This window comes from Agrococcus jejuensis (assembly GCF_007679035.1).
GTDB lineage: Bacteria > Actinomycetota > Actinomycetes > Actinomycetales > Microbacteriaceae > Agrococcus > Agrococcus jejuensis_A.
The window spans coordinates 1-25120 of record NZ_VEFR01000004.1 but is presented as its reverse complement, the minus strand read 5'-3'; the positions used below and the strand labels follow the sequence as shown (position 1 = coordinate 25120).

25 protein-coding genes are annotated in these 25120 nt (G+C 72.3%); 11 read left to right on the top strand and 14 right to left on the bottom strand.

The features are described from left to right. Positions 1-152: 152 nt before the first annotated feature. Positions 153-1415 carry a low temperature requirement protein A gene (locus tag FS793_RS12475; protein WP_222123754.1) on the top strand — a complete coding sequence of 421 codons (1263 nt, stop codon included), beginning with the start codon at positions 153-155 and terminating at the stop codon, positions 1413-1415. A gap of 251 nt (positions 1416-1666) precedes the next feature. On the opposite strand, the gene FS793_RS12470 is transcribed toward FS793_RS12475, so the two are convergent. The 4 genes from FS793_RS12470 to rarD form a co-directional block, all read right to left on the bottom strand. After that, complete coding sequence (locus tag FS793_RS12470; protein ID WP_144720843.1) at positions 1667-3169, bottom strand: catalase; 1503 nt, start codon at positions 3167-3169, stop codon at positions 1667-1669. An 80-nt stretch (positions 3170-3249) separates the two neighbouring features. Next, positions 3250-3723 (bottom strand): Fur family transcriptional regulator, encoded by a 474-nt coding sequence (locus tag FS793_RS12465; protein WP_313959376.1) that lies wholly within the window; start codon positions 3721-3723, stop codon positions 3250-3252. Between the two features lie 17 nt (positions 3724-3740). Continuing rightward, the gene (locus tag FS793_RS12460; protein ID WP_144720842.1) at positions 3741-4703 is read right to left on the bottom strand and encodes a hypothetical protein; all 963 of its coding nucleotides are present in this window, start codon (positions 4701-4703) and stop codon (positions 3741-3743) included. Between the two features lie 51 nt (positions 4704-4754). Beyond that, a complete protein-coding gene (gene rarD / locus FS793_RS12455) occupies positions 4755-5696 on the bottom strand; it encodes an EamA family transporter RarD (protein WP_144720841.1) in 942 nt (313 codons plus the stop codon). Positions 5697-5846: 150 nt separating this feature from the next. Between rarD and FS793_RS12450 the strand changes: the two genes are divergently transcribed. Further along, the gene (locus FS793_RS12450; RefSeq protein ID WP_144721200.1) at positions 5847-6554 is read left to right on the top strand and encodes a ZIP family metal transporter; all 708 of its coding nucleotides are present in this window, start codon (positions 5847-5849) and stop codon (positions 6552-6554) included. A gap of 11 nt (positions 6555-6565) precedes the next feature. On the opposite strand, the gene FS793_RS12445 is transcribed toward FS793_RS12450, so the two are convergent. Further along, positions 6566-7513 (bottom strand): AEC family transporter, encoded by a 948-nt coding sequence (locus FS793_RS12445; RefSeq protein WP_186329499.1) that lies wholly within the window; start codon positions 7511-7513, stop codon positions 6566-6568. A 90-nt stretch (positions 7514-7603) separates the two neighbouring features. Between FS793_RS12445 and FS793_RS12440 the strand changes: the two genes are divergently transcribed. After that, on the top strand, positions 7604-7810 hold the full coding sequence (locus FS793_RS12440) for a hypothetical protein (protein WP_144720839.1): 207 nt from the start codon (positions 7604-7606) through the stop codon (positions 7808-7810). A 169-nt stretch (positions 7811-7979) separates the two neighbouring features. Continuing rightward, on the top strand, positions 7980-8624 hold the full coding sequence (locus tag FS793_RS12435; protein WP_144720838.1) for a TetR/AcrR family transcriptional regulator: 645 nt from the start codon (positions 7980-7982) through the stop codon (positions 8622-8624). Positions 8625-8927: 303 nt separating this feature from the next. On the opposite strand, the gene FS793_RS12430 is transcribed toward FS793_RS12435, so the two are convergent. Further along, positions 8928-9872, bottom strand: a complete 945-nt coding sequence (locus FS793_RS12430) for a quinone oxidoreductase family protein (protein ID WP_144720837.1) — start codon at positions 9870-9872, stop codon at positions 8928-8930. Positions 9873-10170: 298 nt separating this feature from the next. Between FS793_RS12430 and FS793_RS12425 the strand changes: the two genes are divergently transcribed. Together FS793_RS12425 and FS793_RS12420 are read left to right on the top strand one after the other, a co-directional pair. Further along, positions 10171-12114 carry a BCCT family transporter gene (locus FS793_RS12425; protein WP_144720836.1) on the top strand — a complete coding sequence of 648 codons (1944 nt, stop codon included), beginning with the start codon at positions 10171-10173 and terminating at the stop codon, positions 12112-12114. 192 nt (positions 12115-12306) lie between these two features. After that, positions 12307-13143 (top strand): PhzF family phenazine biosynthesis protein, encoded by an 837-nt coding sequence (locus tag FS793_RS12420; RefSeq protein ID WP_144720835.1) that lies wholly within the window; start codon positions 12307-12309, stop codon positions 13141-13143. Positions 13144-13189: 46 nt separating this feature from the next. On the opposite strand, the gene FS793_RS12415 is transcribed toward FS793_RS12420, so the two are convergent. Further along, positions 13190-15070: a glycogen debranching N-terminal domain-containing protein gene (locus FS793_RS12415; protein WP_260980157.1), complete on the bottom strand. Its 1881-nt coding sequence runs from the start codon at positions 15068-15070 to the stop codon at positions 13190-13192. A 127-nt stretch (positions 15071-15197) separates the two neighbouring features. On the opposite strand from FS793_RS12415, the gene FS793_RS12410 reads away from it, so the two are divergent. The 5 genes from FS793_RS12410 to FS793_RS12390 are packed head-to-tail and all read left to right on the top strand — an operon-like array spanning position 15198 to position 20507. Further along, on the top strand, positions 15198-16208 hold the full coding sequence (locus FS793_RS12410; protein WP_186329498.1) for a LacI family DNA-binding transcriptional regulator: 1011 nt from the start codon (positions 15198-15200) through the stop codon (positions 16206-16208). After that, positions 16205-17437, top strand: coding sequence for a sugar ABC transporter substrate-binding protein (locus tag FS793_RS12405; RefSeq protein WP_144720832.1), 1233 nt, complete (start codon positions 16205-16207; stop codon positions 17435-17437). The genes FS793_RS12410 and FS793_RS12405 overlap by 4 nt, the downstream gene beginning before the upstream one ends. Positions 17438-17441: 4 nt before the next feature. Beyond that, the gene (locus tag FS793_RS12400) at positions 17442-18608 is read left to right on the top strand and encodes a carbohydrate ABC transporter permease (RefSeq protein ID WP_144720831.1); all 1167 of its coding nucleotides are present in this window, start codon (positions 17442-17444) and stop codon (positions 18606-18608) included. Further along, positions 18605-19438, top strand: coding sequence for a carbohydrate ABC transporter permease (locus FS793_RS12395; RefSeq protein WP_144720830.1), 834 nt, complete (start codon positions 18605-18607; stop codon positions 19436-19438). The genes FS793_RS12400 and FS793_RS12395 overlap by 4 nt, the downstream gene beginning before the upstream one ends. Positions 19439-19460: 22 nt before the next feature. Further along, a complete protein-coding gene (locus FS793_RS12390) occupies positions 19461-20507 on the top strand; it encodes a phosphotransferase enzyme family protein (protein WP_144720829.1) in 1047 nt (348 codons plus the stop codon). Here the strand turns inward: FS793_RS12390 and FS793_RS12385 are convergent. The 7 genes from FS793_RS12385 to FS793_RS12360 form a co-directional block, all read right to left on the bottom strand. After that, complete coding sequence (locus FS793_RS12385; protein ID WP_260980156.1) at positions 20504-21403, bottom strand: carbohydrate ABC transporter permease; 900 nt, start codon at positions 21401-21403, stop codon at positions 20504-20506. The two genes, FS793_RS12390 and FS793_RS12385, sit on opposite strands and share 4 nt — an antisense overlap. A gap of 8 nt (positions 21404-21411) precedes the next feature. After that, positions 21412-22356 (bottom strand): carbohydrate ABC transporter permease, encoded by a 945-nt coding sequence (locus FS793_RS12380; RefSeq protein ID WP_260980155.1) that lies wholly within the window; start codon positions 22354-22356, stop codon positions 21412-21414. Beyond that, entirely contained in the window at positions 22353-23654 is a 1302-nt protein-coding gene (locus FS793_RS12375) for an ABC transporter substrate-binding protein (RefSeq protein WP_186329497.1), read from the bottom strand. Before FS793_RS12375 ends, FS793_RS12380 begins: the two co-directional genes overlap by 4 nt. 175 nt (positions 23655-23829) lie before the next feature. After that, complete coding sequence (locus FS793_RS16280; protein ID WP_186329496.1) at positions 23830-24132, bottom strand: EI24 domain-containing protein; 303 nt, start codon at positions 24130-24132, stop codon at positions 23830-23832. Then, positions 24129-24374: a hypothetical protein gene (locus tag FS793_RS12370; protein ID WP_144720827.1), complete on the bottom strand. Its 246-nt coding sequence runs from the start codon at positions 24372-24374 to the stop codon at positions 24129-24131. The genes FS793_RS16280 and FS793_RS12370 overlap by 4 nt, the downstream gene beginning before the upstream one ends. Positions 24375-24406: 32 nt before the next feature. Further along, positions 24407-24808, bottom strand: a complete 402-nt coding sequence (locus FS793_RS16275) for a hypothetical protein (protein WP_186329495.1) — start codon at positions 24806-24808, stop codon at positions 24407-24409. Between the two features lie 120 nt (positions 24809-24928). Continuing rightward, positions 24929-25120, bottom strand: a 192-nt coding sequence (locus FS793_RS12360) for a CsbD family protein (protein WP_144720826.1), incomplete at its 5' end; no start/stop codon positions are given.

The window sequence follows — 25120 nt, the reverse complement described above, 5'->3', positions numbered from 1 at the left end:
CGCGGCGAGCCCGAGGATGGGCTCACGAGGGAGACGTCACGACCGCCGGATCCGTCACGGATCCGTCGACCACGGCCCCGCGCGACCGGCGCGACCGGGCCATGCGCCCACCGCGTGGCATCATGGCGCCGAGCACGGCCGAGAGGACGCCCATGAGCACCGATGCCGGAACCCTCCCCCGCCCGTCGTCGACCGTGCGCCTGCGACGCATGCTCGGCCGCGATCCCCATGAGCGCGGACGCGCCGCGACGCCGCTCGAGCTGCTCTTCGACCTCGCGTTCGTCGTCGCGTTCGGCATCGCAGGCAACCAGATGGCGCACGCCCTCGCCGAGGGCCACGTCGCCGTGGCGATCGGCGGCTTCGCCTTCGGCGCGTTCGCGATCACCTGGGCCTGGATCAACTTCTCGTGGTTCGCCTCGGCGTTCGACACCGACGACTGGGTCTACCGACTCACGACGATGGTGCAGATGGTGGGCGTCGTCGTGCTCGCGCTCGGCCTCTCCGACGTCTTCCACTCGCTCGAGGAGGGCCACGGCATCGACAACGGCGTCGTCGTCGCCGGCTACGTCGTCATGCGCGTGGCGATGCTCGCGCAGTGGCTGCGCCTCGCCGCGCAGTCGCCGGAGCACCGTCCGGCAGCGCTGACGTACGCCGGCGCGATCGCGGTCGCCCAGGTCGGATGGATCGTCGTGGCCGTCGTGCACATGCAGCTCGTGCCGACGATCGTCGCGTCGCTCGCGCTCTACGTCATCGAGCTCATCGGTCCGGTCCTGGCCGAGCGCCGTCGTCCCACGCCCTGGCATCCGCACCACATCGCCGAGCGGTACGGCCTGCTCGCGATCATCGCGCTCGGCGAGGGCGTGCTCGGCACCGTCGCGGCGGTGCAGCCGATCATCGAGCACCAGGGATGGTCGGGCGACGCGATCGTGCTCGTCGTCGCCGGCGTCGTGCTCACGTTCGGCATGTGGTGGGCGTACTTCGCGATGCCGTTCGGCGAGCTGCTGCACCGCGATCGCGGTGGCTCGTTCGCGTTCGGCTACCTGCACATCCTCGTCTTCGCGGCGATCGCCGCCGTCGGCGCCGGGCTGCACGTGGGCGCGTACGTCATCGAAGGCGAGGCGGAGGTCGGGTACGCGGAGGCGACGCGCGCCGTGGCCATCCCCGTCGGCATCTTCCTCGTCGCGTACGTGGGCATCGCCGACGTGCTCATGCGCCGCGTGCACGCTGCCCACGTCGGGATGTTGGCGGCGGCGATCGCGGTCCTCGCACTCGCAGTCGTGCTCACCGAGACCGGCACGCCGTTCGCGCTCGACATCCTGCTCGTGGCCGCGGCGCCGTGGATCGTGGTGATCGGCGCCGAGACCGTGGGCCGACGACACCTGACGGCGCACCTGACGCGTGTCGACGCACACTGAGGCACGGCGTCGGGATCGACCGGTCGCTCGTGGTCGGGATCGGTCGCTCGTGGGAACGATCGGTGACCAGTCACGCGCATCGAGCGACCAGTCGCCACCACGAGCGACCAGTCACGCCGAGACGCGGACGGCCCCGCACCCGGGTGGGTGCGGGGCCGTGCGAGGAGGAGATGTGCACGTGAGCGGGGTGGCGGGGCCGTGGCGGGTCCCGCCTCGTCGCTCAGGTGCACATCTCCCGCACCCGACGGGTCTCAGCCGACCGGCGCGGTGGCCGGCGGCTCCACGAGCGTCGACTTCGGGTCGGTGATCTCGGGCAGGCGCGCAGCGACCTGCTCGCCGAGCCACGCATCCACGTTCGACCAGTAGGCGAGCACGCGCTCGCGGATCTCGGGGATGCGCACCTTCGACACGTGGCCGACGATGTTGCCCACGAGGCGCTCGCGGGCGGCGTCGTCGAGCACGTCGCGCACGAGCGTGCCCGCCTGGCCGAAGTCGTCGTCCTCGGGGTGCAGCGTGGCTGCCGAGCGGATGAGCTCGCCGTCGGACTCCCAGCCGCGGTCGTCGCCGTGGGCTGCGGGGTCGGCGTGCGGGCCGCCGAACGAGTTCGGCGCGTACACGGGCGTCTCGGGCGAGTGGAAGCCGTGCCGCATCGCGCCGTTCTTCGAGTACGACTGCGCCTCGGTCGCATGCGGGCGGTTCACGGGCAGCTCGGCGTGGTTCGTGCCGACGCGGTACCGGTGGGCGTCCGCGTACGAGAAGATGCGCGCCTGCAGCATCTTGTCGGGGCTCGCGGCGATGCCGGGCACGAAGTTCGACGGCGCGAACGCCGCCTGCTCGATCTCGGCGAAGTAGTTCTCGGGGTTGCGGTTCAGCTCCATGCGGCCGACCTCGATGAGCGGGTAGTCGCCCTTGGGCCACACCTTCGTGAGGTCGAACGGGTTGAAGCGGTACGACGCGGCGTCGTCGTACGGCATGACCTGCACGTACAGGGTCCACGACGGGAAGTCGCGGCCGTCGATCGCCTCGTAGAGGTCGCGGATGTAGTAGTCGCCATCCGAGCCCGCGAGCTGGTCGGCGTTCTCCTGCGACATGAAGTCGTTGCCCTGGTCGGTCTCGAAGTGGTACTTCACCCAGAAGCGCTCGCCGGCGGCGTTGATCCACTGGTAGGTGTGCGAGCCGAAGCCGTCCATGTGGCGCCACGAGGCGGGCAGGCCGCGGTCGCCCATGAGCCACGTCACCTGGTGCGCCGACTCCGGCTGCAGCGTCCAGAAGTCCCACTGCATGTCGTGGTCGCGCAGGTTGGAGCCGGGGAGGCGCTTCTGCGAGCGGATGAAGTCGGGGAACTTGATGCCGTCCTTGATGAAGAAGACGGGCGTGTTGTTGCCGACGAGGTCGTAGTTGCCCTCGGTCGTGTAGAACTTCAGCGCGAAGCCGCGCGGGTCGCGCCACGTGTCGGGGCTGCCCTGCTCGCCGGCGACCGACGAGAAGCGCGCGAGCATCTCGGTCTCGACGCCGGGCTGGAAGAGCGCTGCGCGCGTGTACTGCGAGACGTCGTTCGTGGTCGTGAACGTGCCGAATGCACCGCCGCCCTTGGCGTGCACGACGCGCTCGGGCACCCGCTCGCGGTTGAACTGGGCGAGCTTCTCGACGAGGTAGTGGTCGGTGAGCGCGATCGCGCCGTCGGCGCCGACGGACTGCGAGTGCTGGTCGCTCGCGACCGGCGCTCCGGAGTTGGTGGTGGTCCGCTGGGTCATGGGTCCTCTTCCTCGGGGTGGGTGGAGTCGGGTCGGATGGGTCGGTGGAGCATCCCGAGGCGATCGGGATGCGGGAGGGGTCAGCGCTCGGACTGCGCGCAGTGGGCGCAGAGCCCCCAGAAGGTCACCTCGGCCTGCACGACGGCGAAGCCGGCGGGGGCGGGCGCGTGCAGGCACGGTGCCTCGCCGGTGACGCAGTCGACGTCCTCGACGCGGCCGCAGCGCGAGCAGACGGCGTGGTGATGGTTGTCGTCGACGCGCAGCTCGTAGCGTGCGGCCGATCGGGCGGGCTCGAAGCGGCGCAGCACGCCGGCCTCGTGCAGGGCCCCGAGCACGTTGTGCACGGACTGCAGCGAGATGCCGGGCTCGAGGATGGCGACGCCCTGATGGATGGTGTCGGCATCCGAGTGCGGCTGCGCGGCGAGCACGTCGAGCACCGCGAGGCGGCCTCGCGTGACGCGCAGGCCGCGGGTGCGGAGCATGCCCTCGTGCGCGACGCGCTGCGCGAGGGCCGCGTCGGCGGCCTCGGCGGGTGCGTGGTCGACGAGCTCCATGCCCCCATCCTGCTCGCTTATCGTGAACGACTCAAATCTGCGGCGTGTCGGGCGTGCGAACGCCACCCGACGACGAGCAGGGTGAGCTCGGTCACGAGGCTGACGAGCCCGCCGCCGATGGCGGCGCGCGCCGCGGCCTCGTCCATGCCGAGCAGCGCGTACGCCATGCCGCCGAGCAACGCGGCCGACGCGACCTGCAGCAGCACGAGGGCTGCGATGCGCCCCGCGAGCGCGCGCGGCCATTCGTCGCGCTGCGCCCACGGCAGCAGCACCACGGCCGCGAACCCGAGGCCGACGACGGGCCCGAGCCCGATCCCGAAGCACGCGAGGATGCCCGCGTTGGTCAGCACGATCGGCGTCGAGGTCCCCGGGTCGAGCGAGGCGATGAGCGGTGCCGCCGAGAGAGCGATCGGGCCGAGGCACGCGCCGAGCACGAACGGCTCGCGCAGCGGGACCTCGACGGCCGTCGCCCCCGACGTCCACTCCGCCTGCGGCTCGCCTCGCGGCGCGCACGGCGCCGCACGGTCGGCGATGCGGATGATGCGCGCCGTCGCCAGCGCTCCGATCGTGGCGAGGGCGACGGCGGGCACAGGGCCGTCGGCGCCAGCCATGGCTCCGATGTCGACGAGCATCACGATCGTCGCGAGCACGCCGACGATGAGCGCGGTCGGGATCGCGAGTCGCGCGATGCGCGCGCGGCGGCGCCGTGCGGGCCGCGCACCTCGGACGGCGAGCACGATCGCGGCTGCCCAGAGACCTCCCGTGCCACCCACGGGCGCGACGCCGAGGAGCACGAAGAGGCCCACGAAGACCAGCGACCAGCCGTCGATCGGGCCGCGCTGCGATGCTTGCACCGCGGCCACGACGCCTGCCGCGAGTGCGACGATCCCGCTGCCCGCCGCTCCCAGCACCCAGCCGTGACCGGCGACGCGGGCTGCGCTCGCTCGCCACGCGATGGCCTCGGCGGCGGCGGTCGTCATCTCGGCAGCCTCGCACGACCGCATCCACGACCCCTGGGGGACTCGTGCGGCTCAGTGCGGGATGGGCTGCGTCGTCGTGGGCGGCTCGCCGCGGCGGCGGGCGGCCCACGGCTCGAGCGCGAGGATCACGAGCGCGACGGCGATGGGGCCGTAGACGAGCGCGTCGGAGGCGCCGACGGCCTCGCCGAGCAGCAGCGTCGAGACGACGACGAGCAGCACGGGCTCGACGTAGGCGAGGAGGCCGAAGAGCCCGAACGGCAGCATGCGGCTGGCCGACAGGTACATCCAGAGGGCTGCGCCGCTGACGACGCCGAGCAGCAGCAGCATCGGCGCGTGGCCCCACGTGACGACGGCTGCGCCGGTCGCGGCGTGGGCGACGAGCACGACGATCGCGACGGGCAGCAGCACGAGCTGCTCGAGCACCGTCGCGCCGGGGCCGTCGAGTCCGAACCGACGGCGCAGGTCGAAGTAGATCGGGTAGCCGAGCGCGACGAGCGCCGTCGCGAACCCGACCGAGCCGCCGACCGCGAGCGCGGCGACGACGCCGAGCACCGCGGCGACGACGGCCGCGCCGCGCAGGCGCGACAGCCGCTCGCCGTGCAGCACGACGCCCACGAGCACCATCGCGAGCGGCAGCAGCAGGTAGCCGGTGGCGGTGTCGAGCCCGTGCCCGGCGATGGGCGCCCAGCCGAAGAGCCACAGCTGCACCGACAGCAGCAGTGCGTCCACCACGAGCACGATCGCGAGCACGGGGCGTCGGCGGATGCGGCCGAGCACGCGCGCGACGTCGCGGAGCCCGACCGTCGCGGCGAAGAGCCCCACGAGCACCGGCAGCATGACGACGACGCGCCACGCGACGATCTCGATGCCCGTCAGTGGCGCGAGCAGCGGCGGCAGCAGGAACAGCACGCCGAACAGCACCGACGCCCCGATCGAGGCGGCGACGCCGAGGCCGACGCCGGATGCGGCGCGGGCGCGAACGGGCGCGAGCATGCGACCTCCATGCGGCGGCGGGCGGGATGCGCCCGGCGACGGCCTGCGCGCATCCAGCCTACGAGCGCGCGGATGCGGGCGGCGTCGCGCGCCCCGTTGCCGCGATCCGCCGACGGGAGCATGCTCGTCGGCGACGAAGGGAGCGTGCGCATGCTCGAGAGCCTGCTGTGGGGCGGCGTCGCTGCCGCGTCGCTGCTCGTCGGCGCCGCGCTCGCGGTGCTGCGGCGCTGGAGCGACGTCGTGCTGGGGTCCGTGCTCGCGTTCGGGGCGGGAGCGCTCATCGCGAGCATCGCGTTCGAGCTCGCCGAGGAGGGGCTGTCGGTGGGAGGCGCCATCCCCGTCGCCATCGGCCTCGCGCTCGGCGCCGTCGCGTTCTTCGGTGCGGATCGGCTCGTGCGGCGCATCGGCGCGCGAGGCCGCGGCGGCGCCGCAGGGCTGCCGCTCGCCGTCGGCTCGCTGCTCGACGGCGTGCCGGAGCAGGCCGTGCTCGGCATCGGCATCGCAGCCGGCGACGGCGTGAGCGCCGCGCTCGTCGTCGCGATCGTCGTGTCGAACCTGCCGGAGGCGATCGGCTCGTCGGCCGACATGCTGCGGGCGGGCTCGTCACGGGCGCACGTGCTGCTGCTGTGGTCGGCGGTCGCGGTCGCCTGCATGGCCGCCACGCTCGGCGGCACCCTGGCCGCCGATGCCGCGAGCCCCGAGGTGAAGGCCGGCATCGACGGCTTCGCCGCCGGCGCGCTGCTCGTGATGCTCATCGACGCGATGGTGCCGGAGGCCCGCGAGAAGGCGAAGGACTGGGCGGGGCTCGCGACCGTGCTCGGCTTCGCGATCGGCGCTGGGCTGTCGCTGCTGGGTTGAGCCGCTGGGCGTCAGCCCAGCAGCCCTGCCGCAAGCACCGCGAACGGGCACGCGAGCACGGTCGTCGTGAGCACCACCGTGCGCACGACCGCGCCGAACGACGTGTACGACGACGCGATCGCGTACATGTTCTGCGCCGAGGGCAGGCAGGCGATCACGACGAGCGCCAGCAGCTCGAGCCCGCCGAAGCCGAGCAGCAGCCCGAACCCGAGCGTCGCCACCGGCAGCAGCACGAGCTTCGCGACGAGCGGGATCAGCACGATCGCCGGCTCGCGGCGCAGGGGATCGAGCGGTCGCGCGCCACGCAGCGACATGCCGAACGCCAGCAGCAGCATGGGGATCGACGCATCCGCGAGCAGGTCGGCGGGCATGAGCACCGCATCCGGCAGCTCGACGCCCGTCAGCATGACGACGCCACCGAGCAGCGCGGCGGGCACGACGGGCGTCGCGAACGGCCGCAGCACGCGCCGCCACCACGGCTGCGGGCCGCCCTCGTGCGCGGCCGCGGTCGCGATGCCCATCGCGACGGGTGCGAGCACGAGCACCTGCAGCAGGATGCTCGGCGCGAGGAACGACGTGGTGCCGAGGATCGACGTGGCGAGCGGGATCCCGATGTTGCCGGAGTTCGTGAAGCCGGTCGAGATGCCGAGCACCGCGAGGGCCGTGGGCGAGCGGCGCACGCGCGCCTGCGTCAGCAGCGCGCCGACGGTGACGACGATCGTGAGCACGATCGGCGCGATCATCGCGAGCGAGTACGACGACAGCAGCACCGTCGGGTCGGCGCGGGCGAGCACCACGAACGTGAGGCCCGGCATGCCCACGAGCAGCGTGAGGCGGCTGAGGATGCGCTCCGCCTCGGGGCCGACGACCTCGAGGCGACGCACGAGGTAGCCGATGGCGATGACGACGGCGACGCCGCCGAACGCGAGCGCCGCGTTCGCCATGTTGTCGAGGTCCACGAGCGGACGCTCCGTCTCGTCTGCGGAACCGATGCCCTTCGATCCTGCCACCACTGGCATGCGAGCGTCCGGCCCGCGTACCGTGGAGGCATGGGCCAGGAAGCACTGCCGTTCGGCACGCCATCGGAGCCGGGCGAGGATCCGCTCGCGGACGCGATCGAGCGCGCGCTCGCGAGCGCGGGGCTCGGCGACGGCGGCGCGGCGGATGCCGAGTGGCTCGCGGCCGACGCACCGGAGCCGACGAGCGCCGAGGCCGGCGACGCGGGCGGGGTCGACGGCGGGGTCGACGGCGACTGAGCCAGACGCCTCCTGATCCCGCGAAGCGTCGACCGTCGACGGCAGGAATCCAGCGGGATCACGGGGCCGGACGACCATCCGGATCCTCGATCGATCCAGTGAGGTTCCTTCGACCATCGAGCCTTCTGGCCGGTTATGCTCGCGTACCGCACGGACGCAGGAGGTCGGCATGGACACCGGACCCATCGAGCTCGACTCCGCCACCATGCGCATGGACCCGACGCCGGGTCAGGCGACCGACACCGCGCACCGTCTGCTCGACGCGGCGGCCGCCATCATCGGCGAGCGCGGCATCGAGCGGCTCACCACGACCGACGTCGCCGCGCGTGCCCGCGTCTCGGTCGGCACGGTCTACCGCTACTTCGAGGACCGCGAGGCGCTCATCCGCACGCTCTACGAGCGCAACGTGCTGCGCATGCGCGACGCGCTCGTCGACTCCGCGCTGCTGTCGCACGGCAGCCTGGCCGCCGACGTGCGCGCGCTCGTCGACACGTACGTGCGCATGCATCGCACCATCCCGGCGTACCAGCCCGTGCGGGCGTGGCAGTGGCTGCTGCCGGATGCGCGCGCCGACCGCGCGCTGGCGGTCGCCGCATCCGCGCGCGAGCTCGTCGCCGTGCTCGCGCCGCGCCACGGCGTCGAGCTGACGCCTGCGCGGCGCGCCGATCTCGTCGGCGCGATCCAGCGCACCGACGCCATCGTGCTCGCGGCGTTCCTGGACGACCCGTCGATGGACGACGAGGCGGTCGTGCAGCTCGGCACCGTCGTCGAGTCGATGCTGGCGCAGGCGATCCGCGAGGCGATCGACGGCTGAGCCGTCAGCCTCGGTGGTCTCCGCTCAGCGGCCCGCCGGAGGGCGCTCAAGGGGACGATCACCCATCAGCTGGTCGAGGAGCGCGCTCGCGCAGCGAGCACGCGTCACGAGACCACGCAACGGCCGCTCCTGGCCACGCACGCGCCCGGTCGCGCGGAGCGGGCACGTCACGTGGTCTCGTGACGGCTCCTCGCTGCGCGGTTCCTGAGGAGGCCGCGAGCGCAGCGAGCAGCCGTCTCGAAGGGCGGGGCCTCCTCGACCAGCTGGTGGGAGGCGGCCCCGATCGCCGCGGCGAGCGGTCCCCTACGGCACCAGCAGGATCTTGCCCCGCACCGCGTTCGCCACGTTGAGGCGCTGCGCCTCGGCCGCCTCCGACAGCGGCAGCGCCTTCGCGACCTCGACCTCGAACGAGCCCGACGCCATGCGGCCCAGCACGACCTCGTACGCCTCGTGGCGCAGCTGGATCGTGCGCTCCGAGAGCGGCTCGGGCTTGCCGCCCATCCATCCCTGCACCCCGAGCGCAGCGGCAGCGTCGCTCCACACGATCGTGCCGATGCGGTGCGGGTCGGCCACGAGCTGCGCCGAGACGGCCATGGAGTCCTCGGTGCCGACGCAGTCGTAGATCACGTCGACGCCGCCGGGCGCCGCCTCGCGCACGCGGTCGAGCAGCCCCGCACCGTAGGTCACGGGCGTCGCGCCGAGCGCGCGGATGCGGTCGTGGTTGGGCTCGCTGCCGGTCGCGATCACCGTCGCGCCCTGCAGCACGCCCAGCTGGATCGCCGCCTGACCGACGGCGCCGGAGCCGGCGTGGATCAGCAGCGTCTCCCCGGCGCGCACCTCGAGCTCGACGAGGCCCTGGTAGGCCGTCGAGGCGGGGATGCCCATCGCCGCGCCCTGCTCGAACGTGACGGCGTCGGGCAGCGCGTGCAGCTGCTGCGGGGTCGCGACGGTGTGGGTGGCGTACGCGCCCTTCGCGTTCTGCACCACCACGCGATCGCCGACGGCCCAGTCCTCGACGCCGCCTCCCACCTCCACGATCTCGCCGGCGGCATCCCCGCCGGGCACGCGCGGCGTCGTGATCTCGCCCGACGCCCGCGCACCCGAGCGCAGCTTCGAGTCGAGCGGGTTCACGCCCGCGGCGCGCACCGCCACGACGACCTCGCCGTCGCCCGCGGTCGGCTGGGGCACGTCGACGAGGTGCAGGACCTCGGGCTCGCCGAACTCGGTGTACTGGACTTGCTGCGCCATCGCTCGCTCCTCGTGTCGAATCGTCGGCACCCATCCTTCCGCGGATGCGGCAGCCGCGGCAGGGTGCGTTCGCTGCCGGCCGAGCCCGTGCGCGACCGCGATCGACGCTCGTCGTTCCTGCGTCTGCGCGCTGCGCTCGCAGGAGTCCTGCATCCATCGCGGATCCGTAGCAGGTTCCATGCGCGCACCTGCGACGCCGCGGGCGCTTCGGTACCGTGGAACGTTGGGCCGGTGCCGTTCGGCGCGCCCAGACGTCCCGGAACGCGCCATGCATCGTCACGCAGGAGGAACCCGCCAGATGGCAGATCGTCAGGTCTCGCAGCTCGCCCTCGACTGGTCGCCCAAGGAGGTGTGGCGCCAGCTGTCGAAGCCGGTCTTCATCCCCGCGATCATCCTCATCGCGGGCCTCACGATCTTCGCGATCGTCTACTCGAGCACGGGTGGCGACGCCTTCACCGTGCTGAACACCGCCATCACGAACGGCGTCGGCTGGTGGTACATCCTCGCCGCGACCGGCTTCGTGCTGTTCGCGCTCTACGTCGGCCTGTCGCGCATCGGCAGCATCAGGCTCGGCCGCGACGACGAGGAGCCGGAGTTCTCGACGCTCTCGTGGTTCACGATGCTCTTCTCGGCGGGCATGGGCATCGGCCTCGTCTTCTACTCGGTCGCCGAGCCGCTCTCGCACATGACGACGCCGCCCGAGAACGCGGGCGTCGAGGGCGGCACGGATGCCGCCGGCCGCCTCGCGATGGACCTCACGCTGTACCACTGGGGCCTGCACGCCTGGGCGATCTACGTCGTCGTCGGCCTCGGCCTCGCCTACATGACCTTCCGTCGCGGTCGCCCGCTGTCGATCCGCTGGCTGCTCGAGCCCATGCTCGGCCGCCAGCGCGTCGAGGGCTGGATGGGCCACGCGATCGACGTGGTCGCCATCGTCGGCACGATGTTCGGCGTCGCGACGTCGCTGGGCCTCGGCGTGCAGCAGATCATGGCCGGCTTCGAGTTCCTCGGCTGGTTCGAGGCGAACTCGCAGCTCGCGATCGCGCTCATCGCCGGCGTCTCCGCCCTCGCGGCGTTCTCGGTGATCTCGGGCCTCGACAAGGGCCTCAAGTGGCTGTCGAACATCAACATGTCGCTCGCGGCGCTGCTCGCGATCTTCGTGCTGCTGCTCGGCCCGACCCTCGTGATCCTGCAGTCGATGGTCGCCAACACGGGCTCGTACATCGCAGCGCTGCCGAGCCTGTCGCTCGAGACGTGGCCGCTCGCGAACGACGGCTGGGCCGGCGGCTGGACGATCTTCTACTGGGGCTGGTGGATGAGCTGGGCCCCGTTCGTGGGCATGTTCATCGCGCGCATCTCGCGCGGCCGCACCATCCGGCAGTTCGTGTTCGGCGTCCTGCTGGCACCGACGATCATCGGCATCCTGTGGTTCTCGATCTTCGGCGACTCGGCGATCCTGCGACAGCTGACGGAGGGCGACATGCTCGTCGACGGCGCCGTGGACACGAACACGTCGCTGTTCCACCTGCTCGCGACGTTCCCGTTCGCGGAGGTCACGAGCGTGCTCGCGATCCTCATCATCGTGTTCTTCTTCGTGACCTCGGCCGACTCGGGTGCGCTCGTCGTGGACATCCTCGCGACCGGTGGCGCGACGGTGACGCCGCGCCTCACGCGCCTGCTGTGGGTCGCGATCGCCGCGACCGCCGCTGGCGTGCTGCTCGTCGTCGGCGGCTCGGAGGCGCTCACCGCGTTGCAGACCGCATCGATCGCGACGGCCGTGCCGTTCTCGATCATCATGGTGCTCGCGTGCGTCTCGCTGCTGCGGGCGTTCCACTTCGAGGTCGCCTCGACGCCGCGCTACGTGCGCGCTCGCGTCGCCTCGGCGACGGAGATGACGCCCGAGGCCATGGCGGAGGCCGCCGCGGCTGCCGGCAGCGGGCGCCGCGGCCTGTTCGGTCGCCGCCGCGAGGTGTCGTCGACGTTCGCGGGGCTCGGGCACTCGCAGCCGTCGCCGTCGGCCACCGACTCGGGCGAGGTGCTCATCGCGCTGCACTCCGTGCCGTCGGAGGCCGTCGACCTCGACGCCGACGGCGTCGCGTCGCTCGACGAGGACCGACTGCTCCAGGACCCCATCGCGGGCGAGGTGTTCGACACCCCCGAGTTCGCGGCGTCGCAGGCGGCCGTCGACCTCGAGGCGACGGACGGCGCGTCCGACGACGCGAAGGACGACGCGAAGGCCTGAGGCCGTCCGCTCGACGAGGGCCGCATCCCGTTCGGGGTGCGGCCCTCGTCGTCTCCTGAGACCCGCACTCCCCCGTGGGGCCCTCCCACCCGCTCCCCGAGGGGCGAGCGCAGCGAGCCTCGAAGGGTGCTCAGCGTCACCTCGTGCCAGCGTCACGGCCGCGGACCGCCCGCGGCCACCTACGCTGGCCGGATGCCGCAGCATCGCTTCGCCCAGGTCGACGTGTTCTCGTCGACGCCGTTCCTCGGCAATCCCGTCGCCGTCGTGCTCGACGCCGACGGCATCGGCGACGACGACATGCTGCGCATCGCGCGATGGACGAACCTGTCGGAGACGACGTTCGTGCTGCCGCCGACGCGAGCCGGTGCCGACTACCGCCTCCGCATCTTCACGCCGGGCGGCGAGCTGCCGTTCGCGGGCCATCCGACGCTCGGCTCGGCCGCCGCGTGGCTGCGCGCCGGTGGCGAGCCCGCTGGCGACGACGTCGTGCAGGAGTGCGGCGCCGGCCTCGTGCGCATCCGCAGGTCGGGCGGCATCCTGTCGTTCGAGGCGCCGCCGACCGTGCGGTCGGGTGCGATCGACGAGGACGAGGTGGATGCGATCGCCGCCGCGTTCGGCATCGAGCGCGCCGCGATCGTCGACCACCAGTGGATCGACAACGGACCCGGCTGGTGCATCGTTCGGCTCGCGTCGGCCGACGAGGTGCTGGCGCTCGAGCCCGACCTGTCGCGCATCCCCGACGCCATGGTGGGCGCGATCGGCGCGTATTCACCGGGGTCGCCGCACGCGTTCGAGCTGCGCGCGTTCGCGCCCGCGATCGGCGTCGCGGAGGATCCGGTCTGCGGCTCGATGAACGCGAGCGCCGCGCAGTGGCTCACGGGCTCGGGCATCGCGACGGCTCCGTACACGGTCTCGCAGGGCGCCAGGCTGCAGCGGGCGGGCGAGATCGCCATCGCGACGGACGCCGAGGGCGCCGTGTGGGTCGGCGGCGCGTGCACGGTGGCGATCGAGGGCACGATCGAGGTCTGAGCCCACGGGGCGGCTCCCCACCGGCCGGTGGTGGACTGTCCCGTCGCTACGAGCCGAGCGCCTGCGCCACCGCCACGACCGCCGCCGCGCTCCACGCCTGCGGGCGGCAGGATGCCGGATAGGCGATCGGCGAGGGCAGGTCGTCGCCCGAGAAGAGCTCGGGCATGCGCCACGAGAACGCCTCGGCCGCATCGAGCAGGCGCGCGGACAGCGCAGCGGCCTCCGCCCGGAGCCCGGCCCGCAGCATCCCCTCGACGACCACGCCCGTGTCGTGCGGCCACACCGACCCGCAGTGGTACGACAGCGGCCAGAAGCCGCCCTCGTCGGTCGCCATCGTGCGCAGGCCCCATCGCGAGGCCAGGTCGTCGGCCACGAGCTGCGCCGCGAGCAGCGCCTCCTCGTCGGCCGACAGGATGCCCGTGCCGATGCACTGCCCCATGTTCGACGTGCGGGAGTCGACCGGCCGCCCGGCGCCGTCGAGCGCGATCGCCAGGAAGCGGCGCCCGTCGCGCTCGACCCAGAACCGATCGCGGAAGCGCACCGCCATGTCCGCAGCCCAGACGCGCCAGGCATCCCCGGCGCCGTCGCCGTCGAGCGCATCGAGCAGCTCGGCCCCCACGATGGCGGCCTCGTAGGCCTGCGCCTGCACCTCGGCCAGCGCGATGGGCCCCTCGGCGATGGAGCCGTCGTGGAAGCGGATCGAGTCGCCCGAGTCCTTCCAGCCCTGGTTCGCGAGTCCCGTGCCGAGCTCGTCGCGGTAGTGCAGGAAGCCCGTGCCCGTCGGGTCGCCGAAGTCGCGCATCCAGGCGAGCGCACCCTCGAGCGTGCTGCGCAGCTCGCGCACGTCCGCGAGGCCGACGGCGCCGGCGGCGAGCGCGCGGCCCAGCAGCACGACCCACAGCGGCGTCGCGTCGACCGTGCCGTAGTAGACGGGCGGCAGCGCGATGCCCTCGCCGGGCATCGTGAACACGCCGTCGCGGATCTCGTGCAGGATCTTGCCGGGCTGCTCGGCCGAGCCCGGATCGACCGCGGCGCCCTGCAGGCGTGCGAGCGTGCGCAGCGTGCCGAGCGCGAGGCCCGCGTCCACCGGCAGCAGCAGTCGCGCGGCGATCAGGGTGTCGCGGCCGAAGAGCGTGAGGAACCAGGGCGCACCCGCGGCGAGGAACGGCTCGTCGCCGTATCCGGGACGCGTCATGACGAGCGCGTCGAGGTCGGCGAGCGCGAGGTCGGCCCACCGGTCGATGCGGGCGTCGCCCGTCGCGGGCACGCGGCGCAGCACGGCATCGCCGCCGTAGGGTGCGACGACCTGGCCGTCGTCCGAGACGCGCAGGCGCAGCGCCACCTCGGCGCGTCCGTGCGCCGGCACGTGCACGGGCCACGTCAGGGCGACGCGACGACCGAGCACCGCGACGTCGGCGCCCGAGGCGTCGAGCTCGAGCGAGCGGGAGGCGTGGGTCGCGACGACGGCACCCGACCGCTCGACGATCGTCGGCTCGACGCCCGTGGGCACGCCCGACTTCACCGACTGCAGGTCGCTCGCGTCGAGCCCGACGACGTAGGTCACGGTCGTGTCGACCGCGTCGTCGAGCGCGTTGACGATCGCGACGTGCTCGACGACCGTGCCGGCGCCGACGACGCGGCGCCGCTCCACGCGCACGCGAGGGTCGGGCGTGCGGTCGTCGACGTTCCTCGCCACGGCGACGAAGCGCGCCTCGGAGGCGGTCGACGAGGCACCGATCGGCTCGGGCACCTCGCCGCCGACCTCGACGCGCAGCTCGTCGATCACGCGCGCGTCGGCGTGGAAGACGCCGTGGATGGGCATGCCGCCCACGTCGCCGGTCGGCGACGACCAGACCTGCGTCGGGGCGTGGAGCACGACGAGCTCCTCGTGCAGCAGCGGCTGCCTGCCGTGCGCGCTGTCGGTCACCGTCGACCTCCGGAGTTGGTGGGGCTGGCGTGCTCCGCCACCGTACGCTACGTTCGTTGGAACGATCAAATGGATCGATCGAACTCGAGCCAGGTCGGCTCGGGAGCGAGGCACGAGGAGGTGCGGCATGAGCGCGACGCTCGCCGACGTGGCCGCGAAGGCCGGCGTCTCGCGTCAGACCGTGTCGAACGCCATCAACACCCCGCGCATCGTGCACCCCGCGACGCTCCAGCGCGTCATGGCCGCCGTCGACGAGCTCGGCTACGCCCCCAACCTGCACGCCCGTCGCCTGCGCACCTCGTCGGCCCGCACGATCGGCATCCGCCTCGAGCGGCACGACGACGGCATCCACGGCGTGCTGCTCGACCGCTTCCTGCACGCCGTCACCGAGCAGGCCGCCGGCCTCGATCGGCACGTGCTCGTGTTCACGGCCGACGACGCCGACGCCGAGGTCGCCCAGATCCGCTCGCTGTCGCAGCGCAGCCTCGCCGACGCGTTCGTGCTCACCTCGACCGACCACCGCGACCGCCGCATCGACGCGCTCGCCGAGGCGGGCATCCCGTTCGTCGCGTTCGGCCGCCCCTGGGACGACGGGTCCGCCCCGCACTCGTGGGTCGACGTCGACGGCCGCGCGGGCACGCGCGAGGCGACCGACGCGTGCCTCGCCACGGGCGAGCGCGTCGCCTTCCTCGGCTGGCCCGACGGGTCGGGCGCGGGCGACGAGCGCCGCGGCGGCTGGCGCGACGCGATGGCCGACGCCGGGCTGCCGGCGGACCTCGACCGCGCGGTCGAGGACGACCCCGCGCAGGCGCAGGCTGCTGCCGCCGAGCTGCTCGCCGCGGGCGCCACGAGCATCGTGTGCGCCTCCGACACCCTCGCGCTCGGCGCGATCGGCGCCCTCTCGCGGGCCGACGCATCCGTGCCCGTCGTCGGCTTCGACGACACGGGCGTCGCCGCAGGGCTCGGCTTCTCGAGCATCGATCAGAACCTGGGCGCCGTCGCGGCAGCCGTGCTCGAGCTGCTGCACGGCGAGCCCGCCCACCGTCTCGTGACCCCGCGCCTGCACCGGCGCGCGAACCCACGCTGGGGACTCCCGGCACAGCAGTCGGCCGCGGCCGACGGGAAGGATGCATCATGACGCATCGCAGGAGGCAAGGACGCGCCCTGCAGATCGCCTCGATCGCAGGCATCGGAGCGCTCGCGCTCGCAGGCTGCTCGGGCGGCGGCAGCGGAGGCGGCGGCGACGAGCCGCTGCAGGTGCTCATCGGCACGTCGGGCGACGCCGAGACGAACGCCGTGCAGGCGGCCGTCGACGCGTGGACCGAGGAGTCGGGCGTCGCGGTCGAGGTCGTCGTGGCCTCCGACCTGGGTCAGGAGCTCGCGCAGGGCTTCGCCGGCGACATCCCGCCGGACCTCTTCTACATGTCGTGGGACCAGTTCCAGACCTACGCGGCCGACGACTACCTCGAGCCGTACGCAGCGGGTCTCGACAACGCGGGCGACTTCTACCCCGCCCTCGCCGACACGTTCTCGTACGACGGCGAGCTCGTCTGCGACCCGAAGGACTTCTCGACCCTCGGCCTCGTCATCAACACCGACCTGTGGGCGGCTGCCGGCCTGACCGACGCCGACATCCCCACCGACTGGGACTCGCTCGCCACCGTGGCCCAGACCCTCACGACCGGCGACACCGTCGGCCTGTCGATGGGCGCCGAGTACGCGCGCGTCGGCGTCTTCATGGAGCAGGCGGGCGGCGGCCTCATGGACGGCGACGAGGTGACGGCCGACAGCCCCGAGAACGTCGAGGCGCTCACCTACCTGCAGGGCCTGCTCTCGGCAGGCTCGCTCGCATGGCCCGCCGACCTCGGCGCCGGCTGGGGCGGCGAGGCGTTCGGCAACCAGCAGGCGGCGATGGTCATCGAGGGTCCGTGGATCGCGGGCGCGCTCGAGAACGACTTCCCCGACGTGAGCTACCAGATCGCCGAGCTGCCCGCGGGCCCCGGCGGCCAGGGCACCTACACGTTCTCGAACTGCTGGGGCATCCCCGAGGGCGCCGACACGGCCGACGATGCGGCGAGCCTCGTCGAGTTCCTCACGAGCGACGAGCAGCAGCTCGCGTTCGCCGACGCGTTCGGCGTCATCCCGTCGACGGAGACCGCTGCGGCGACGTACGCGGAGACCTACCCCGAGAACGCGGCCTTCGTGGCCGGCGCCGACTACGCGGTGAGCCCCGTCGCGTTCCCCGGCGCCTCCGAGGTGGTCGGCGAGTTCAACACGGTGGTGCCGACGCTCGCGACGGCCGATCCGCAGGCGATCCTCACGACGCTGCAGGGGCAGCTCGAGGACGCCTATTCCGAGGTGGAGTGACCTGATGGCAACGCGTGCTCCCGCGACGGCGCGGGTGCGACGTCGCGGGAGCACGCGCGGCGGGGAGACGGCGGCCGGCTGGCTGTTCGTCGCGCCCGCCCTCGTGATCGTCGGCGTCTTCCTCATCGCGCCGATCCTGCTGGCCCTCTTCGTGTCGTTCACCGACTGGAACGGCCGCAACTCGCCCCTGTTCAACGACCGGGTCGACGTCGTCGGCCTCGAGAACTACCAGGCGATCACGACCGACGACCGGCTCACCCGCGACCTCTTCGGCCGCGCGCTGCGCAACAACCTCTTCTACGTGCTGCTCGTCGTGCCGCTGCAGACGGCGCTGTCGCTGTTCCTCGCGGTGCAGGTCAATCGACGGCTCCTGAAGGCGAAGGGCTTCTTCCGCACCGCGTTCTACTTCCCGTCGGTCACGTCGTCGATCGCCATCACGGGCGTCTTCCTCTTCCTCTTCCAGGCATCCGGCGCCGTCAACGCCGTGCTCGCGTGGCTGCAGGTCGACGGCCCCAACTGGATGGCCGACCCGCGCGGCGTCGTGCACGTGCTCGTGGGCGCGCTCGGCGGCGGGCAGCCCGGTGGATGGGGCGAGCCCGGCTTCCTCGGCCAGAGCGCATGGGAGTGGGCGGCCGGCCCGTCGGTCGCGCAGCTCGTGCTCATCGTGATGGCCGTCTTCACGACGTCGGGCACCTTCATGCTGCTGTTCCTCGCGGGGCTGCAGTCGGTGGGCGCCGAGATCGGCGAGGCGGCGATCATGGACGGCGCGAGCCCCCGCCAGGCGTTCTTCGGCGTGACGCTGCCGATGCTGCGGCCCGTGCTCTTCACCGTGCTGACCCTCGGTCTCATCGGCACGTGGCAGGTGTTCGACCAGGTGTACCTCACGCGCGGCACGCCCGCGGCGGCGACCCTCACGAGCCCTGCCTACATGGCCTACGACCAGGCCTTCACCGAGAACGAGCCAGGCATCGCCGCCGCGATCGCCTTCGTGCTCTTCCTCATCATCATCGCGTTCTCGCTGCTGCAGCGGTTCGTGCTGCGGGACCGCGACGAGCCCGCGAAGCCGTTCTGGCGGCGCAGGCCGCGCACGATCGCGAGCGCCGACGGCGGCGTCGCGCAGGGCACGGCCCGGCTGAGAGCCGGGCCCACCCAGAAGGGAGTGGGCGGATGAAGCAGCGCATCACCGCAGGCCTCGTCGCAGGCTACGTCGTGCTCATCCTGCTCGCCGTCGCCTACCTCTACCCGTTCCTCATCTCGGTCGCGTCGTCGTTCAAGACCGACGGCGAGGCGGTGGCGCAGCCGCTGTCGCTCATCCCCGAGACGCCGACGTTCGCCGCCTACGAGCGTCTCTTCACGGGCACGGACATCGGACTGTGGGGCGTCAACTCGGTCATCGTCACCCTCTGCGTCACCCTGGGCCGCGTCTTCTTCGACTCGCTCGCGGGCTACGCGCTCTCGCGGCTGCGGTTCCGCGGCCGCTCGTGGGTGTTCGGCCTGTTCATCGGCGTCATGGCGGTGCCGACCGTCGTGCTCATGGTGCCGCGCTTCCTCGTGCTCAAGGAGCTCTCGCTCTACGACTCGTACGCGGGCATGATCATCCCGCTGCTGGCGGATGCGGCGGGCATCTTCATCATGAAGCAGTTCTTCGACTCGATCCCCGTGTCGATCGAGGAGGCGGCGCGCATCGACGGCGCCGGCGTCTTCCGCACCTTCTGGTCGGTCACGCTGCCGATGGCGGCCCCCGCGCTCGTGACGCTCACGATCCTGTCGTTCCAGGGGTCGTGGAACGAGTTCGCGCACTTCGTCGTCTCGCGCCAGAGCCCCGAGCTCAACACGCTCACGACCGGCGTCGCATCGCTCGTCTCCGGCCAGCTGGGATCGGGCAGCCAGTTCCCGCTGAAGCTCGCGGCGGCGGTGCTCATGACGATCCCGGTCGCGATCGTGTTCTTCATCTTCCAGCGCCGCATCATGTCGACGACGGAGGGCGCCGAGAAGGGATAGGTCGCCGACTACGCTCGCGTCCATGCCGTCCGAGCCCGCCGCGCCCGCTCCTGACGCGGCGACGCCGCACGACCTCGACGCGGCGCGGATCGCGCGCGTGCTCGCCGACGAGTACGGCATCGCGGTCGCATCCCTCGAGCCGATCGCCGGCGGCTGGGATGGCGAGGCGGTCGTGTGGGCGGCGACCGACGACGACGGGCGACGGTGGAGCGTCAAGGTCACCGTGCGCGACGTCGCGTTCGGCCTGCACGTGGCATCGTCGCTCGCGCTCGACGGCGCGGAGGGCATCGTGCCGCCGCTGCGGACGCGCGACGGTCGCGTCGGCGCGGAGGTCGCGGGCGTCGGCATCGTCGTGAGCGCGTGGGTCGAGGGCATCGACGCCGTCGACGTCGCCATCGACGACGTCGACTGGGAGCGGCTCGGCCGCACCCTGCGATCGGTGCACGACCACCTGCCGCCGCAGCGAGCGTCGGTGCCCAGGCGCGGCATCCGCCGGTTCGCGCGCGCGCCGCGCGCGCTGCTGGCCGATCTCGACGCGCGGCTCGCGGCAGCCGACGACGACGCCTCGACGGCGGCGGTGCGAGCGCGCTGGGCCGAGGCTCGCGACCGGCTGGACCACCTCGCGCGCGCCGAGCGCGCGCTCAAGCGATCGCGGACGCCCACGTCGCGCGTCACGCTGCACGGCGACCCGCACCTCGGCAACGTCGTCGTCGATCGCCACGGGCGCCCCTGGCTCATCGACTTCGACGAGGCCGCCGTCGCGCCGCGCGAGGTCGACCTCATGCTCGTCGAGCTGGGCGTGCTGTTCTCGAAGCCCATCGGCGAGCAGCATCGGCGACGCTTCCGCGACGGCTACGGGCGTGACGCGGTCGTCGACGAGCAGCGCATCGCCCGCTTCGGCTGCGTGCGAGCCATCGAGGACGTCGTGCTCACGATGCAGCGCGCCCTCGACGCCGGCGGCGACGAGCACCTCGCGACCATCGACGGCATCCTCGGCCCCGACGGCCTCGTCACGCTCGTCGAGCACGAGCTGCGGCGACTCGGGCTCGAGCCGCCGCCCGGCGGCTAGCGGATGCCGCTGCGAGCGAATCCCTGCACGAAGTAGCGCTGGAAGAAGAGGAACAGCAGCACCATCGGCAGCACCGACACGAGCGCCATCGCCATGATCGCGTTGTAGTCGGGCGTCGTCTGGCCCTTGAGGTAGAGCAGGCCCACCGGCAGCGTGAACAGGTCGTTCTCCTTGAGGGCGATGAGCGGCCACGCGAAGTCGTTCCACGATCCGAGGAACGTGAGCAGCAGCAGCACGGCGATGAGCGGCCGCGACAGCGGCAGCACGATCTGCAGGAAGATGCGCAGATGGCCGGCACCGTCGAGCCGAGCGGCCTCGACGAGCTCGTCGGGGATCGAGAGGAAGAACTGCCGCGCCAGGAAGATGCCGAAGGCGGCCGCGGCGCCGGGCAGGATCACGCCCCAGTACGTGCCGTAGACGCCGATGTCGACGACGAGGCGGAACTGGGCGACCATGATCGCCTGCACCGGGATCATCATCGTCGACAGCGTCAGCAGGAAGATGCCGGTGCGGCCGCGGAAGCGGAGCCGGGCGAACGCGTAGCCGGCGAGCAGGTTGAGCGCCGTCGTCAGCACCATCACGAAGACGCCGATGACGAGCGAGTTGCCGAACCAGCCGAGCACCGGGTAGCGGTCGAAGATCTTCTCGAAGTTCTCGAGCGTGAAGGTCGACGGCCACAGGCGCAGCCCCGGCTCGAAGATCTCGCCGCGCGGCGAGAACGCCACGACGAGCATCCAGTAGAGCGGGAAGACGACGATCGCGGTGACGACCACGGCGACGATCGTGCGCCACACGATGCCGCGACGCGACTCGGTCCCGCGCGAGCGGCGGCGGGGCCGCTGGGGCGCGGCGACGGTCGCCGCCTGGGCGGGCAGCTGATGCGCGGGAGCGGTCACGATGCCTCCTAGCCGGCGAGGTCGCGGGTGCGGCTCGTGCGCCACTGCACGAACGTGAACACGAGGGTGATGAGCAGGATGACGATGCCGAGCGCGGCGCCGTAGCCCTGCTCCCGGATCTGGAAGCCGTTGCGGTACGCGTAGGTGACGAGCACGCTCGTCGCCCCCGAGGGCCCTCCCCCGGTCATGACGAAGATGACGTCGAACACCTGGAACGACGCGATGACGTTCATGATCAGCAGGAAGAAGGTCGACGGGCCGAGCAGCGGCACGGTGATGAGCCGCAGCTGCTGCCACTTCGAGGCGCCGTCGATGCGCGCCGCCTCGTAGAGCTCGGGCTCGATCGACTGCAGGCCCGCGAGGTAGATGACCATGTTGAAGCCGAGCCGCAGCCAGATGGCGACGAGGATCACCGAGAGCATCGCGGGCGCGCCCTCGGACTGCCAGGCGACGCGGCTCAGGCCCACCGCCTCGAGCACCTTGTTCACGAGCCCGTTCGACTCGTAGAAGAGGATGACGGCGATCATCGCCGAGGCGACGCCCGACACGACCATCGGCAGCACGAGCAGCGTGCGCAGCAGCCCGCGCGCCGGCAGCGCGGAGTTGAGCAGCACGGCGAGGCCGAGGCCGGCGGCGAGCTCGATCGGCACGGTGACGGCCGTGAACAGCACCGTGTTCGCGAGGCTGCGCCAGAAGTCGGGATCCTCGACCATCGTCCGGTAGTTCTCGAGGCCCACCCACTCGGGGTCGCCGAAGCCGCGAGTCTCCTGGAGCGACAGCTGCACCGCGACCACGATCGGCACGAAGAGGAAGCCGATCATGAGCACGAGGTTCGGGGCGAGGAAGGCCCAGCCGACCAGCCCCTCGCGCCGTCGCGCTCTGCGCGCGCCGGCGCGCGGCCGGGCAGGCGGCGTGCCGCCTCGTCGACCGTCGCGCACGGCGGCCGTCGTCACGAGCCCGTCGCCTCCGAGATGGCGGCGTCGAGGTTCGCGAGCGTGTCCTCGGTCGACTGCCCCTGCACGAACGCCGCCTCGAGCTCGGTGCTCATCGCGACGCCGATCTCGGCGATCGCGGGCGACGTGAGCTGTGCCACGTCCTGCGGCTCGATCGTCGTCGCCTGGTCGACGAAGACGGGCATGAGGTCGGGTCGGATGGCGAACTCGACGGCGTCGCCCTCGAGCGCCGTGAGCGTGGGCAGCTCGTTCGTGGCGCCGCAGAACGACGACATGGCGTCCTCGGAGGCCATGAAGCGCAGGAACTCCGCGGCGAGGTCGGGGTCGGCGGCGTCGGCGGTCGCGACCAGGGCGTTGCCGCCGAGGTCGGTCGCGCCGCGCTCGTCGCGCGGCATGGGCAGCGCCGTCCACTCGAACTCGTTGAAGTAGTCGAGGTCGGGCACGAGGAACGACCCGACGAACGCCATGGCCGTCGTCTGCTCCGAGAAGAGGGAGTCGGCGTAGACGGTGCCCGTGGGCGTCGACGCCGGCGGCACCCACTGCTGGTCGTAGAACGAGCGCGTGAAGTCGAGCGCCGCCGCACCCTCGGGCGAGTCGATCTGCGGGGTGCCGTCCTCGTCCATGAGCGAGCCTCCCGCCTGGAAGAGCCACGAGAGCCAGCGCAGCACGCCGCCCTGCTGCCAGTTCACGACGAACGGGTACTGCTCGGCCGGCATGGATGCGCGCAGCTGCGTCGCGACCTCGGCGAACTCGTCCCACGTCCACGCGTCGTCCTGCGTCGTCGGCAGCGTCGACGTGTCGATGCCTGCGGCGGCGAGCATGTCGAGGTTCACCAGCAGCGCCGAGACGTCGGTCTGGTGCGGCACGCCGTAGGGGACGCCGTCGAACGAGACCGCCTCCCACATGGCGGGCGTGAACGCGTCGACCTCCTCGTCGGAGAAGTACGACGAGAGGTCGAGCAGCTGCTCCTGGCTCGAGTAGACGCCCAGGTTGCCGTAGTCGACGCGGAAGATGTCGGGAGCGTCGCCGGAGCCGAGCTGCGCGTCGATGTTCGTGAACATCTGCTCGTACGGTACGACGTTGAGCTCGACGGTCGCACCCGACTCCTGCTCGAACTGGGCCACGAGATCCTCGAACGCCGCCTGCTCGGACTCGCTCGCCCAGGTGGTGAACGTGAGGGTGTCGTCGTCGGCGTCGCCGCTGCCTCCGCCGCCGCCGAACCCGGCGCAGCCCGTGAGGGTGAGTGCGGTGATGACGGCCATGCCGAGGGTCAGGGTGCTGCGGGCGGTCGTGGCCACTGGTCCTCCTCGTCGAGCCCCGCGGCGACGCGTCGCCGCCTTCGGGGAAGGCAAGTATGCGGCGCGGGTGCGCGAGCCCGACGGCGGTTGACGTCGGGCGCGAAGTCTGCGTCTGGCGCACGCAGACGACCCCGCCCTCGACGCGGCGTCGAGGGCGGGGTCGTGATGGCGCAGGTCAGCGCTGCGCGCGGGCGACGAGCCCGGCGAGCACGAGCGCGGAGACCGCGACGCCGATGCCGAAGGCGAGCGGCTGCTCGTCGCGGAGGCGACGGATGCGGCGACCCGCCGAACGGGCGGCGTCGCCGAACGACGAGGAGTCACGCACCTCGTCGACGGCGTCGCGGGCATCACGGACGCCGCGCTCGACGGCGGCGCGACCGCGATCGAGCACGTCCTGGGCGGTGGTTCGGGTGTCCTGGTCGCTCATGGCGTCCTCCTCGTGGGTGCTGCGGTCGGGGTGCTGGGTCTCGTCGCTCATCGCGCGAGATCCTTGGCGCGGCGCTTGGCCGCCTTGGCGAGGTGCTTGCCGGTGCGCTCGGCGTCCTTGCGCAGCTTCTTCGCCTTGCGCTCGCGACGCTTGCGGGCCTTGGGGTCGTTCCAGAGCCGCACGAGCTGGTGGCGCACCGACTCTCGGGCCTTGATGGTCGGGCGGTTGGCACGGGTGCCGAGGACGAAGCCGACGAGGGCGACGCCTCCGACGATCAGGATGGTGTTGCGCATGATGGGCTGCCTTCTCTGTCGATGCGGATGGCTCAGCCGACGCTGCGGATGAGCTCGGTGATGAACGGGATGACGTCGCCTGCTCGGTCGACCGCCGCGTTCGCGGTGACGACGATCGGCCAGATCGATCCGATGAGCGACGCGACCCATGCGGCCACCACGAAGGTCCACGACATCCCTCGCGGTCGCGAGATCCCCGCGAGGACCACGCAGCCGATCGCGACGAGGAAGCCCACGATGATCGCGATGGCGATCTGACCGACGGGCACCTGGAAGACGGGGCCGAAGGAGGTGGCGGCGCCGACGAGCCCGAGCACGGGCCCGAGCACGAGCAGGCCGTTGCCGATCACGAGCACGGCGCCGACGGCGGCGGCGATCAGGCGCATCGGGATGCGTCGTCCGCTCGAGCTCGAGCGACGGGTGTAGCGGCTCATGATGACTCCTTCACGAGAGGTGATCGGGGCGTCGAGCGTGGACGACGCCGGAAGAGCGACGGCCGCGACGCGGCCCGGAGGCTCGCGTCGCGGCCGTGGCTGGCGACCGTGTGCGGGTCGTTACTGCTTGTCGCCGAAGACGTCCTTGGCGGCGTCCTTGACGTGCTCGCCGGCCTGCTTGGCCTTGGCGGCTGCCTGCTCCTTCTGGCCCTCGGCGGCGAGGCGGTCGTTGTCGGTCGCGTTGCCGACGGCCTCCTTGGCCTTGCCGCCCAGCTCCTCGGCCTTGTTCGAGATCTTGTCTCCGAGTCCCAT